The organism is Staphylococcus edaphicus, assembly GCF_002614725.1.
GTDB classification, from domain to species: Bacteria; Bacillota; Bacilli; order Staphylococcales; family Staphylococcaceae; genus Staphylococcus; species Staphylococcus edaphicus.
Genome location: NZ_MRZN01000035.1, coordinates 1 through 14,750, shown reverse-complemented (window position 1 = coordinate 14,750; position 14,750 = coordinate 1). Strand labels below are relative to the sequence as shown.

7 protein-coding genes and 4 pseudogenes are annotated in these 14,750 nt (G+C 31.6%); 7 read left to right on the top strand and 4 right to left on the bottom strand.

Features of this window, described 5'->3' with window-relative positions; all coding sequences use genetic code 11:
- From BTJ66_RS14070 to BTJ66_RS13320, 4 genes and pseudogenes are all read right to left on the bottom strand, one after another.
- Positions 1 to 162, bottom strand: a pseudogene (locus BTJ66_RS14070) (IS5/IS1182 family transposase); the annotation flags it as partial.
- A gap of 1,446 nt (positions 163 to 1,608) precedes the next feature.
- Positions 1,609 to 1,993 (bottom strand): annotated as a pseudogene (locus BTJ66_RS14065) (hypothetical protein); the annotation flags it as partial.
- Positions 1,986 to 2,798 (bottom strand): annotated as a pseudogene (locus BTJ66_RS13325) (DUF1672 family protein). The pseudogenes BTJ66_RS14065 and BTJ66_RS13325, both read right to left, overlap by 8 nt.
- 48 nt (positions 2,799 to 2,846) lie before the next feature.
- Complete coding sequence (locus BTJ66_RS13320) at positions 2,847 to 3,788, bottom strand: CHAP domain-containing protein (RefSeq protein WP_238597649.1); 942 nt, start codon at positions 3,786 to 3,788, stop codon at positions 2,847 to 2,849.
- Between the two features lie 287 nt (positions 3,789 to 4,075).
- Between BTJ66_RS13320 and esxA the strand changes: the two genes are divergently transcribed.
- From esxA to BTJ66_RS13285, 7 genes and pseudogenes are all read left to right on the top strand, one after another.
- A complete protein-coding gene (esxA, locus tag BTJ66_RS13315) occupies positions 4,076 to 4,369 on the top strand; it encodes a WXG100 family type VII secretion effector EsxA (RefSeq protein ID WP_099091422.1) in 294 nt (97 codons plus the stop codon).
- Between the two features lie 79 nt (positions 4,370 to 4,448).
- Positions 4,449 to 7,520 carry a type VII secretion protein EsaA gene (esaA, locus tag BTJ66_RS13310; RefSeq protein ID WP_099091421.1) on the top strand — a complete coding sequence of 1,024 codons (3,072 nt, stop codon included), beginning with the start codon at positions 4,449 to 4,451 and terminating at the stop codon, positions 7,518 to 7,520.
- Positions 7,520 to 7,957 carry a type VII secretion protein EssA gene (gene essA, locus BTJ66_RS13305; RefSeq protein WP_099091420.1) on the top strand — a complete coding sequence of 146 codons (438 nt, stop codon included), beginning with the start codon at positions 7,520 to 7,522 and terminating at the stop codon, positions 7,955 to 7,957. The genes esaA and essA overlap by 1 nt, the downstream gene beginning before the upstream one ends.
- A complete protein-coding gene (locus BTJ66_RS13300; protein WP_099091419.1) occupies positions 7,954 to 8,196 on the top strand; it encodes an EsaB/YukD family protein in 243 nt (80 codons plus the stop codon). Before essA ends, BTJ66_RS13300 begins: the two co-directional genes overlap by 4 nt.
- A gap of 13 nt (positions 8,197 to 8,209) precedes the next feature.
- Positions 8,210 to 9,541, top strand: coding sequence for a type VII secretion protein EssB (essB, locus tag BTJ66_RS13295; RefSeq protein WP_099091418.1), 1,332 nt, complete (start codon positions 8,210 to 8,212; stop codon positions 9,539 to 9,541).
- Positions 9,542 to 9,562: 21 nt separating this feature from the next.
- Positions 9,563 to 13,993 (top strand): type VII secretion protein EssC, encoded by a 4,431-nt coding sequence (gene essC / locus BTJ66_RS13290; RefSeq protein WP_099091417.1) that lies wholly within the window; start codon positions 9,563 to 9,565, stop codon positions 13,991 to 13,993.
- Between the two features lie 370 nt (positions 13,994 to 14,363).
- A pseudogene (locus BTJ66_RS13285) lies at positions 14,364 to 14,750 on the top strand (transposase); the annotation flags it as partial.

The following is a 14,750-nucleotide window of genomic DNA, read 5'->3' as shown; positions in this document are numbered from 1 at the left end:
ATCGTCTTTCATTCTCATAAAAGTAGCGTCATGATCTGTTTTAGAATAACTATTTCTATCTTTAAGAATAGATTGCTGATATCTGTATTTATTTTTACGTTCTGAATATTCTCCAATTCTTTTTCTACATTTTTTTATTTCAGTTCTAGTTTTACGCTTTATTCTTCTTGTTTCAACGTTCTTTGATTCATTCATTTGATTGGTTAAATCTTCTAATGCATCAATAATCATATTTGCTGTAATACTTGATGCTTTTAAAGCGAGTTTGATTGCTTTTGTGTTTAAAATAGTAAGTATAGATTGGATGATTAATTTTGTTGAACTGATTTTAGTGACAACTTCATTCATCATATCTACGACAGGCTTAAAGTAGTCATTGTATAATTCTTGTACATATTCAGCTAATTTTTTGATGGCGTCATCGATGTGGTCTTGTAAGACTGTCATTTTTCTGGTTAAATAATTAGAGGATTCGATTTGTCCTGTGACCATATTGGTGCCACTGTAATTGATTTGTAGATTTCCATCCATAACAGTAGCGTCTTGTTGTGACATAATACTTTGGATATCACCGATTTGTTGACCATAAATATCATTTTGCTTTTTAATTTGCGTAATATTCTGACTTACAATTTTGAGATGTTTCATCATTTCTTCAGAAACACCATCTTGAAAATCATGATCAAGATTTTTGAATAATTCTGTAAGAATGTCATCAAAAGTATCGTGAATCGCTTCAATACCTCGTACTAAATCTTTATCCAGCGTTTTAATATTACTTGATAGAATGTTTAGACCTAGCGTAGGAACTAAACCTATAATTGGGGCTAATACACGTTGAACGGTATCAATCGAATGTTCTAATGTGTTTGCTTTGGATTTTACATCTCGACTCAACTCTTCCAAAGTATCCAAGAAAACTTTATCTTTAAAATCTTGCTTTAAATTGTTTTTACGTTCTCCGAAATTCGTATTTTCGATTTCTGAAATATTAAAACTTTCGTTTAAAAAAATAACACAATCAGTAAGCATCTTGCTTGTTTCACCAGTAACAAGTTGATGTAAGTTTGCTAATTTATCAGTGTCGAGTTTGATTACTCCACCACTACCACTTGTCGCAATTGCTTCGCCCGTCCAAACATTGATTGGAATACGGTCATCCATTTCTAAGGAAATATCAATAGTTTTAGGGACAGTCTTACCATTTTTAATTTCTGTGTCTTTAACCGATTTAATTTGATGCACGGATAAGTTAGTGTAAGTGTTATCTTTTTCATTGAATTTACGCTTATAACCTAAATGACTAGCTGTTAACCCTTCAAGCGTTGGTACACCATTCGAAAGATTTACTCGATTAGCTGGAATGTCTTTAGCAAATGGATCTTGAAGCCAAGACAACATATCATAAGTGCTATGATAGCTAATAACATTCTTATAGTAAGGTCGTTTAAATGCGTCCCAAGAAGAAAGGGGGAGCATTGCAGGGTTAGTAGCTACTGCATGTTTATCAGTTTGTTGTACTCCTTGATATTTTGCACTCCCACCGGCTTGTGAGTTACCTCCATAAGCAATGACAGTTTTACCTTCATATAATTTTTTACGGACTTGATACTTAGAGTAAAACTCTTGTTCGGTTAAACTATTAGCATCATCGATTTTTTGTTGATAATTTTTTACATATTCATTGTTTTGTTTAAGTAATTCAGTATTCTGATTGTTATCATTCATTAATTTAATGTTTTGAAGCCAATCATCTCCTAATGTCCCTTTCAATGGATTGTTAGGATTAATACTTTCGTCATTATCTGTACCTTGAAAGATAGTAACTTGTTTTCCCGTAGGTTTTTGGTCTTTATCTAATAGCTCGAAAACTTTAACGTCAGAGGCACCTTGAGTATTACTATTTTTATTGTCTGCAAATTCATCAACCTGTTTAAAATTTTTGCCATTAACTACTCAGTTCTGTTAAATCTCTATCATTGATTTTATTCACCATCAAACACCCCGAAGCTAGTGACATCTTTATCATCATATCTTGGTTTAATTGAGTTGATGTTGCTGTCAGTGTATCTTAGAGTTAAATCAATATCACTAGGCATGTTTTTCTTCGATTCAAGATCGTCTGCAAGATTAAATACATTGTCAGTGTTATTTTTTTTACTATAATTATTTTTGGTGCTAAACAATGTGGTTACCACATCTACTTGAGCTTCATAATTAGTATATTTATAGGCTTTTTTCATACCTTCTTTAAAATCATTGTCATTTTTATTTATTAAAGGTTCAAATAAGTTCTATAGTCTTTTAAGGAAGTGATATTTCCAACGATGTAAAAATACTCATTTTGATAACCTGCATTCTGGGTTTTATTAATAGCTTCCTTTGTATATCCAGTGTACTGATAGTTATCCTCATTTTCTTCAAAAAATTGCTTGAGATTATCGTATTCTTCTTTTTGTGCACGATATTCAAAACCACTCAATACTGTATTAACCATTGTACTCATTTCGTCACCATTATCGCTACTACGCATAGATCCGTTATCGTTAATGGCTTCTTTATTCAATGGAATACTTGCATTAAAGACGATATCGTGATCATCACAATGAACGAAGACTTCTACGCCATCACCACTGCCGACAACATTTGTCGCTTTGTTCAGCTTTTGGTTGGAAACCTTGTCCTTTATATTGGCTTGCTGGCATTTCTTCTGGCACTTGTTTAGAATTTTGACCCACGCTAGAACACCCTCCTAGTAATAACGAAGTAATAATAATAGAACTTGTGAGCTTTTTCATAGAACACCTCTGGTTTATATTTATATTTGGTGCTGCAGTAAAGTGAGTTTAATGAATAAAGTTATAAGCGCTAACTTCTGAAGATGAGATGGTACGCGTTGAAGTTATGTATGGTGCGATCCAGTTCATTTCAGATATAAATATACTTCCGTCACTATTAACACGTTCCACATAAGCAACATGACCATAAGGACCATTACCAGTTTGAAGTATCGCACCAACTTCTGGCTTGTGATCTACTTTAAATCCTGACGCTGAAGCTTGGCCAGCCCAATTGCGTGCATCTCCCCAGAATGTACTAATCGTTTCACCATCTTTTGCGCGCTTATCAAATACATACCATGTACATTGACCTGATGTATATAAGTTGTTTTTATTTGTAAATGATGGTTTATCAATGATTTTTCCATTTCCCACAGCAAGAGGTTTACCATCTACAGTTTGAGCTCGATCATTGAATTCTTCTAACTGCAATTCATCATATAGAGCATCCATATCAATATAGGTAATCATGCCACTTTTGTCTTTTTTATAGGCTTTATTTGGTTCTTTAGTATCATGTTTATTATTGTCTATAGGTGCAGTACTTGATATAGGTGGAGTGGGTTGTGGCAAAGGTGTGTCAGTTTCTGCTACTGGATTACCTTGATCATTGTGCGTGTTATGTGGGCCTTTGGCTATAGGTGAATTGTTATAATCAGGTTGTTGATTTGGATTGATGTTGTTTGGTGAAGCATTATTTGAAAAAGACTTGTAGTTTTCATTTGGATTTTGGCTAGACTTACTTTTCTGTGTTTGAGCTTGTTGATTTGGATTTGATGTTGAAACGTTATTTTGTGAATTAGATTTTCCATAAGAGTATGTAAAAGTACCATCTGAATGCTTTGTATTGAACTGAGCATTTGGGTGGTCTTTTTGTGCTTCTTCAATTGTAGTATATGTTTCTGCGTAACTATTTGTAGCGTAAATGACATTTAGGCTGCTGATCATAACAAGTAATGCAGATCCTTTTAATAAAGTTTTTCTCATAATAACCCTCGTAAACCCTTTCTTTTTGTATTATGTATGATTATACACAAAGCTATTCAATAAATAAATATGTAAATTGCCTTAATAGAGTATTTTAATTTTTTAATTGATTATTTTAAATAAAATGTATACAACATGAGTTTGTTTGGTTATTATTATGTTGAAAGTACATATCTTTCGAAACTTTAAATTTTAAAGTGTGTACTTTTGAGAAGTTTGATTATTTAAAATTTCAGGAGGTTTTTATTATGGCAATGATTAAAATGAGTCCGGAAGAAATAAGAGCAAAATCTCAATCGTATGGTAATGGAGCTGAACAAATTCACCAAATCCTTTCGGATTTAACTCGTGCACAAGGTGAAATTGCTGCTAACTGGGAAGGGCAAGCTTTTAGTCGTTTCGAGGAACAATTCCAACAATTAAGTCCTAAAGTGGATAAATTTGCTCAATTATTAGAAGAAATCAAACAACAGTTAAACAGCACTGCTGACGCGGTTCAAGAACAAGACCAACAGTTATCAAATAATTTTGGTTTACAGTAAGCATTGTTATAAAACTGAGCCACATGTCAAAGTGTGGCTTTAATTCAATTATTGTAAAATGATTCGAAAGGAATTACGCATGAAAAAGAAAAACTGGATTTATACATTAACCATAATATTAATCATTTTAATTACAACTATGGGTATTTTAATGATTGTTCAACAAAAAAGCGGGAATCAAGCGGAACATAACACTAAAAGTGAAACAAAAGAAAATAAAGATATACATATCGCGATAGTAAATGAAGATCAACAAACCACATACAATGGTAAGAAAATTAATTTAGGTACACCATTTATAGAAAGGTTATCTGATCAAAATAAATATAAATTCGAGACTGTTTCGAGAAGTATTGCAGAAAATGGTTTAAAGCATGGCACTTATCAAGTTATGTTAGTCATACCTAAAGATTTTTCAAAATTGGCAATGCAATTAGATGAAAAAACACCTTCTAAAATGGCCATACAGTATAAAACAGCTGTAGGACAAAAAGAAAGTGTTGCAAAAGAAACAGAACAAGTTGTAGCCAATGTATTGAATGATTTCAATAAAAATTTAATACAAATATATTTAACAAGTATCATCGATAATTTACATAATGCTCAAGAAAATGTTGGAGATATTATGGATCGTGACCAAAAAGTTAATAATAAATTTTCTAATTATTTACTTGACCCGTTAAATGATTTCCCATCACTATTTACGGATGCACTTGTTAATTCATTAGGTGCGAATCATGATATTACCAAAATGATTCAAAACTATAATAATTCATTAATCAGCTCAGATTCTAGTATTTTTAATATCAATAACAATCATACCGCATCTACAATTGTACAAGATCAAAACACACTATTTGATCAAAACATATCAGCATTAGAAAAAACATTAGAAGACTATAAGTCTCGAAAAGATAGTGTGGATATAAATGATTATATTACGCAATTGAAACAATTTAATAGTCAATTAGGTCAACAGTCTAAAGCAGATGAGCGTTCTAAAGAAGAATATGAAGAGGCATTCAAAGAAAATTTAAATTCTGTAAAAAATGACGTCAAAAAAGAAGAATCACCATTTACAGATAAAATGGTTGATGATTATCGACAAAAGCTAACACAATCGATGAAAACACAGTTAGAAAATAATAAAGATTTAAATGATGCGCTAGAATCTTCCAATAAAGAGAAGCAAAAAGTCATTGATGCAATGGTTAATAATTTACGTAATTCAATTGAAAACGACAGTACAGGACAGGATTCTTTTTATATTCTTAATATGTCAAATGAAGACTTAGAAAATGTTGGTTTAACTCCGGAAAAAGTTCGAGATTATCAAGAGATTTTAAAGGATGTTCAATCGTTTAAAGATGATTTCAATAAAGCGCATTCATGGAAAGAACAAATACACCAAAGTAGTTATCAAGGTAAACTGAACGCTGATGACACTTCTAAATTAATCAGTGAAGGCGTTAATGTAGAACGTAAACAAACGATTAAGAGTAAAGATATAAATCAATTAACTGTTGCCACAGATCCTAACTTTGATTTTGAAGGTACAATTAAGGTGAATGGTAAGGAATATGATTTAGAAGATCAAGAAGTTGAATTGGATACATCACGCAAATCACTAGATGTCACAGTGAAAGGTGTAGCGAAATTAAAGGAAAATGTTAAGTATCAAAATGATTTCTTAAAAGATAAAACAATGCAATTACAGTTGCTATTTGGTCAAGCTGATAAAAAACCAACAGATAATGGGAACCAACCATCAGATCAGCTAGAAGATAAAAATGCGAGCGTTGTAGATTTATCAATTAAACACAACTTGGAAGGACTTTTAATTAATGCAGATATTAATCAGCAACTTCGTTCATTAGATAGATTTAAAGCACAATATAATCTATATCAAGATTTAGATATTAAATTAGATGATCCAAAAATTAATAACGATGATATTGCCGATATGATGGTCAATGAAGTAATTAAAGATATGAAAAACTTCAAATCAGATAAAACGGCATTATTAAAACAAATAGATGGATTAAATAGCAATTCAGAAAAGATGGTTGAAGATATACTTAATAATAAAGACCAAGTAACTAAGAATCAAAATGATATTTCAGCATTAGTGAATGACTTAGATAAGACTGAAAAAATTCTGAATGAAAATCCTGAAGAACCAAAAATTGATAAAGAAAAAGGGAAAGAATTTACTACACTTTCTACAGATTTGGATAAAGAAGTAAGTAAATTATCAGATCGAAGTACACAGCTACTATCAGACAGTCAAGAGTCGAAATCTATATCAGAGTCTATAAGTGGAGAACTTAACCAATTAGATGACAATGTAAGCAAGTTGCATGCGAGTGGTAAAGGTTTAGGAACAAGAGCGAATGATTTAAATAGAGAAATGACTAAAAATGAAGAAGATAACCAATTATTTGCTAAAGATTTTGAAAAAGTATTAGCAAATTCTAAAGATGGTGATCGTCAAAATGAAGCACTTAAAGCATTTATGAGTAATCCAATTCAGAAGAAAAACTTAGAGAATGTATTAGCTAATAGTAGTGAAAAAGATACGATGTCACCAACTATACTTGTGCTACTTATGTATTTAATTGCGATGATGACAGGCTATATATTCTACAGTTATGAACGTTCAAAAGGTTCATTGAATGTGATTAAACAAGAATTTAGTAAAAATAATACGTTATGGAACAATGTGATTACGTCATCAATTGTGACGGCAACTGGTTTAATAGAAGGTATAATCATTGGTGTTATTGCAATGAATCGATACGCGATATTGTCAGGTTATAGGGTGAAATTCATGTTTATGATTATCATTACTATGATGGTATTTGTACTGATCAATACGTATTTACTAAGACAATTAAAATCAATCGGTATGTTTATTATGATTGCTGTATTAGCGTTGTACTTTATTGTAATGAATTATTTGAATCCGTCAGGTAATGCAAGTGACCTAAATAAACTCTCACCTTTATCCTACATTGATACGATGATATTTAATTACTTAAATGCAGAGCATCCAGTGGGTCTTGCCTTAGTTATATTAACGCTGTTAGCAATCATTGGATTTATATTAAATATGTTTATTAAACGATTTAAGAAAGAGAGGCTCATCTAATGTTAGTTGAGGGATTATTGACGCTGACTTTACTAACTGCGGATAATCAACGAGGAAGCCTAGATATTGATGTTAAACAAGAAGAACAGGAAAATATCAATAACGACTTGGATCAATATGATACGACTTTATTTGATAAAGATAGTAAAGCGGTAAATGACAGAATTAAAGAAAAGAAACAGAAGAAAGAACAAGACATAAAAAACAACATGTTTCATCAACAAGCGGGTCAACCGACTCGCTTAGATGAAACTAAAAAAATATTGTTTACACCTACAACAGCATCCACAAAAGGTTCAGAAAGTGATAAAAGTCCTTATATTCAAAACAAGCAGGAGAAAAATATACTCCCTTACATATTGTTGAGTATAGGGGCTTTTTTAACAATTGGATTTGTCATATTTTCGGTTAGAAGAGGGAGACGAAGACAGAAATGAATCAACATAAAAAAGTGACATTTGATTTTTCTAATTATAATTATGGGACGTATGATTTAGCAGTACCGATATATTTGCCGCTCAAGTCCTTATTACCATTAATTATAGATAGTTTAGATATTGAAATTTATGAGCTGAAAATGCAGATAAAAGTAATGACCAAAAACCAGTTACTAGTAGAGAATGATAGATTAATTGATTTTCAAATTGCAGATGGCGACATTTTGAAATTATTATAAGGAGAAATGATGAATGGCTGATAAAAAGTCTAAGGATAGCAAAAACCTTGAACCATTAGAAAACTTAACAGAAACAGACGAAATAACTACCCATAGAGTAGATATGAGAGAAATATCAAAAGCGTCCATTAAACCTGAACATCATCATTTGATGTATTTATTAGAACAACCAGGTCAATATTTTATTGATGCAGATGTAACTGAACTAAAAGATAGTTATCAGGTTCATTATAAAATTTCTGAACATACAATAATTTTTGAAAAAATTAAACAATTTTCGAAAAATGAAAAACTAAGATATTTATTAAACATCTCAAAATTAGAAAATATTAGAGATACGAGGTATACATTTAATTTAAGTGCCGATGAGCTCTACTTTACTAAAGATGGTTTGCCATTAGTTAAAACAAGAGGATTAAAAAATGTAGTAGCTCCGTTACCTATTTCTGAAGAAGAATTTTTGACACGTTATAAAGCATTGGTGATTAATGCATTTAATTCAAAAACTTCATTTGAAGCATTAGTTGAAGGTAATTTAGATTTACATAAAGGTACGCCATTTGAACAAAAAATTATAGCCGCTGATTCGTTAGATGAATTGAAATCTTTTTTAAATGAACAGTATGATAAGCAACAAAAGGATTATACCCAGAACTTTACTTATGTAAGAAAAACAAGATACACCGTTTTTAAATGGCTAGCTATAGCAGTGAGTATCATTACCATTGGATTATTAGCTTTTTTGGCATATCTGTATTTTTCAGTAATGAGTACAAACAAACAAGTAGAAGATGGTTATCAATCATATGTTAAGGCAGATTATACCCAGGTTTTAAATGATTACGAGGACTTGAATGGTAAGCAGTTAGATAAAGAAGCATTGTATATCTATGCAACGAGTTATATTGAAACAAATAAGCAAGGTTTAGAAAAGCAGAAAAAAGAAAACTTACTTAATAATGTAACACCAAATTCTAATAAAGATTATTTACTATATTGGGTTGAATTAGGTCAAGGCCACTTAGATGAAGCGTTGAATATTGCTACATATTTAGATGATAACGATATCATGAAATTGGCATTAATTAATAAACTGAATGATATTAAGAATAATCCAGATCTTTCAACAGAAAAACGTTCAGAAGAAACGAAAAAATATAATGATAAACTACAAGATATTCTAGATAAAGAAAAAGACGCAAAAGATGAAAAAGCAAAAGAACAAGAGGAAGCTGATCAGAAAAAAGATGAAAAGCTAAAACAACAAGAAGAAAATGAGAAAAAGCAAAAAGAACAAGAGCAAAAAGATAAAGAAAAGAGACAAAAAGCAGAACGTGAGAAATAGTATGGAGGTGAGACAATAACGATGCATAAATTGATAATAAAGTATCAAGCACAATTAAAAATGCTAAATCTAAGGGATCAGAAAATATATACAATTAGTGGTGATAGAACCGCAGACATCACAATTAAAAACTTGGATGAAGCTATTCATTTAGAACAAAATGAAGAAGGTATGTGGCAAGCCAACCATACAACTATATTTAAATCACTTGTGCGTAAAACGAAAAATGACGATATTACATTAACGGTCTATTCAGATGAAGAAGCTGTATCATATGCGTATCCATCACAACAAGATGTTATGACTATAGGACCAGATGCATTTGAGGATATCGTGGTTAATGATTTATCTAGTGTATTGATGTTTAAAGATATTGACCAAATTAAACAACAAGGATTTATACGATTAGTACATGATAGCAGTGTAGATGTATATGTGAATTATGAATTGCATAAAGAAAAAACAAATAAAATATATATAGGGGACCAGCTGTTCATTGATGGCATGTGGATTGAAATTCAAGCAGAAGGTATTATTGTTCGCTCCCATAGAACGGTTCAATCAAAGCTAATTCTTTTGAAGAGAAACGAACCAAATGCACAATCAGATGAATATAATGACTATCACCGTTCGCCTAGAATTATTCATCGCGAACCTACAGAAAAAATAAAAATTGAAAAACCCCCACAACCCGTTCAAAAGAACAATACAATGATTTGGCGTGCCATCATTCCACCACTTGTGATGATTGCATTAACTGTAGTGATATTTTTAGTAAGACCAATTGGTATCTATATCTTTATGATGATTGGTATGAGTACAGTTACTATCATATTTGGTATTACAACGTATTTTACAGAAAAGAAAAAGTATAAAGAAGCAGTTGAAAAGCGAGAAAAAGATTATAAGCAGTACTTAAGCGACAAAACGACAGAAATTAATAATGCAATTAAAGACCAACGTTTTAGCCTGAATTTTCATTATCCAACGTTACCTGAAATTAAAGATATCGTAGAAACGAAAGCTCCGAGAATTTATGAAAAAACGTCGCACCATCATGATTTTTTGCATTATAAGCTAGGTATTACAAATATAAAAAAATCATTCGAAATTGATTACCAAGAAGATGAGTTTATCCAACGTCGTGATGAACTATTTGATGATGCGAAAGAAGTATATGAATTTTATCAAGATGTAGAGCAAGCCCCATTAGTAAATGATTTAACACATGGTCCGATAGCATATATCGGTACGCGCCATCTTATTATTGAGGAATTAGAAAAAATGATCTTGCAATTATCAACATTTCACAGTTATCACGATATCGAATTTTTATTTGTGATTAGAGAAGATGAACGCGCGTCATTTAATTGGGCAAGATGGTTGCCACACATGACATTTCAAGCTCAAAATATTAGAGGTTTTGTATACGATCAACGTACGCGTGACCAAATATTAACTTCTATGTACAGTATGATTAAAGAACGTATTCATACCGTGCGTGAACGTAGTAAGAGTAATGAAAAAATTATTTTCAATCCACATCTTATCTTTGTTATTACTGATATGTCACTGATCATTGATCACGTTATTCTAGAATATGTAAATCAAGACTTATCAGAATATGGTATTTCACTTATTTTTGTTGAAGACGTTATTGAAAGTTTGCCTGAGCATGTCGAGACAATTATTGATATTAAATCACGTACAGAAGGCATGCTCGTGATGAAAGAAGAAGAATTAACACAACTAAAATTCACACCTGAAGATATTGGTGAATTAGACAAAGAATATGTTGCAAGACGTTTAGCGAACCTAAATCATATTGAACACATGAAAAATGCCATTCCAAATAGTATTACTTTTTTACAAATGTACAATGTTAAAGAAGTAGATGCGCTTAATATTGAACAACGTTGGCAACAAAATGAAACATTTAAGACTATGGCCGTGCCTTTGGGTGTACGTGGTAAAGATGATGTTTTATCACTAAATCTACATGAAAAAGCACATGGTCCACATGGATTGATTGCAGGAACTACAGGTTCAGGTAAATCTGAGATTATTCAATCTTATATCCTTTCATTGGCAGTCAATTTCCATCCACATGAAATCGCATTCTTATTAATTGACTATAAAGGTGGGGGTATGGCGAACCTATTTAAAGACTTAAAACATCTCGTAGGTACAATTACCAATTTAGATGGTGATGAAGCTATGCGTGCATTGACTTCGATTAAAGCGGAGTTACGTAAGCGTCAACGACTTTTTGGTCAATTTGATGTGAACCATATTAATCAGTATCACAAACTCTTTAAAGAGGGTATAGCGACAGAACCTATGCCGCATCTATTTATTATTTCAGATGAATTTGCCGAATTAAAATCTGAGCAACCGGATTTTATGAAAGAACTTGTATCGACTGCACGTATTGGACGTTCACTAGGAATACATTTAATTCTTGCTACGCAAAAACCATCAGGTGTTGTGGATGATCAAATATGGTCCAACTCTAAATTTAAATTAGCGTTAAAAGTACAAGATAGACAAGACAGTAACGAAATTTTAAAAACGCCAGATGCAGCAGATATTACGTTGCCAGGTCGTGCTTATTTACAAGTAGGTAATAATGAAATTTATGAATTATTCCAATCTGCGTGGAGTGGTGCCGCCTATGATACTGTAGGAGACGCACTTGAAGTGGAAGATAAGACGATTTATATGATAAATGATTTCGGGCAATTGCAAGCAATCAATAAAGATTTGAGTGGTTTAGACAATGATGAACCAGAGGAAACTCAAACTGAATTAGAAGCGGTTATTGACCATATTGAGCGAGTTACAGAACGATTAGGCGTAGAACATGTCGAACGTCCTTGGTTACCACCATTGCCAGAGGCAGTATATCAAACAGATTTAACAGAAACAGATTTCAAAAAACTATGGTCAGATCAACCACAAGAAGTAGAATTAACAATCGGTCTTAAAGATGTACCGGAAGAACAATATCAAGGCCCAATGTCACTTAAGCTAAAGCAAGCAGGGCATATCGCACTAATTGGAAGTCCAGGTTATGGACGTACAACATTCTTACACAATACGATATTTGATATTGCACGACATTATCGTCCGGATCAAGCACATATGTATTTATTTGATTTCGGAACAAATGGATTGATGCCTGTATCTGATATACCGCATGTAGCAGATTATTTTACAGTGGACCAAGAGGATAAGGTTGAAAAAGCGATTAAGAGAGTCAATCAATTAATTTCAGACCGTAAAAAACTACTAAGTCAAGAACGTGTAGTCAATATTGAACAATATAATCGTGAAACACGTACTACAGTGCCAAACGTCTTCATCATTATCGATAATTATGACACAGTGAAAGAATCACCATTCGTAGAGTCATACGAAGAAATGATGGCTAAAGTTACACGTGAAGGCTTAGCATTAGGGGTACACATTATCTTAACAGGATCTCGATCTAATGCGATTAAATCAGCAATATTTACGAATATAAAGACACGTATTGCTTTGTATTTATTTGAAAATAATGAACTTACAAATATTATTGGATCTTATAAAAAAGGTGTGAAAGATATCAAAGGGCGTGCTGTTATTAATGATGACAATTTCACACAAATGCAAATCGCACAACCATTTGAATTGGAAGAAGGTCAAACGTATAACAGTAGAATCAAAGATGAAGTCGCACAAATGAATGAACACTACGTCGGCGATTATCCAGCACATATTCCAATGATGCCAGAGAAAGTTGGAATTGAAGTGTTTAAAGAAAAATATGAATTTGACAACTTGATAAAAAATGAGCAAATGTTGCCAATAGGTTTAGAATTTGAAGAAGTAAAACCAGTTGGAATTAAGCTAGTCTCAACAAATCTATTTACTTCAGCCAAGCCGAGTGACTTAGATGTAGGTTTTGAAATTCTAGAAAAACAATTAAATGATGTAGCGAAAAGCTACGAAATAGCAGTCTTAGATCCTAATGGTCGATTAAAACAGTCACAATATGAAAATTATCTTTATTGTTACGATAATCAAGATGTTATAGGATTTAAAAAAGAATTAGTAAATTTCATTAAAAATATTGAACCTCAAAAACAATGGTTTGTTGTAATAACTGATTATAAAGAATTCATAAATGTTGCAAATCCTACAAATGAGGAAATTAAGACGATTTTCTTAGATGGACCTAAGAATAACGTTTATCCAATTGTGTTTGGTTTATATCAAGATACAATAGGTGGATTTAAAACAGAAGCTAAATTACTTAAAGAAATAGTAAGCGAAGCATTTATAGGTATGAGTATTAGTGAACAAGATTTAATTAAAGTGAAATATAATTCCAATGAACCCATACTTAAACGCAAAGAAATGTATAATATTTCAGAGTATAGCTATAAGCGTATTCGATTGTTTGACTAGTATTAGTAATACATCAAAAGTTATTAAGATTAGATGTGAAGAAATCTATAACACGAGATTTTTCGCACTATACTAAACAGGACTGATATAAAAAGCAGTCCTGTTTTTTGATGCAAAAAGCCAGGAAATCTCTATAATTTAAATATCTAAGCAAATAGATTGAGGAGAGATTATCGTCTATAAATTAATTTATATCAAAAACACTTGGAATTATTTTCGAAAATAAGCTAGGAGAAATTGAAAAGATGAAGATGCAAATACAAATACTATTAGGCGAAAGTAACATATACTCCTCATTGTTATGAAAGTTATGGTTTAATAAAAAAACTATACTATTGTAAAAAATATATTCCTGTTTCATTTTAGAAGAAAAAATAAAAGCAAGGAGGAATATAAAACCAAAAAGATAAGTACGACTGATTCAGAAGCCGGATACTACGTTAAAGGTGAACGAGAAAAGCAATTTGCTTATAGTTTACACGTATGTGTAGATAAAAACGGTTATATTATTGATAAGCATGTGACACTTGGTAATATTCACGATAGTACACAACTCAAACCAATGATTGAAAGATTAGAAGCCAAGCAGATGTTGCTTATCACATTAGCAATTGATTCAGGATATAAAATACCTTTTAATGCCCACTTTTTACTTGAAAAAGCAATTGTACCAGCAATGCCATATACAAGACCTAAAGGAAAACCTGGTTTTTTCAGAACAAAAGATTTCATCTACGATGAACATTATGATACTTAT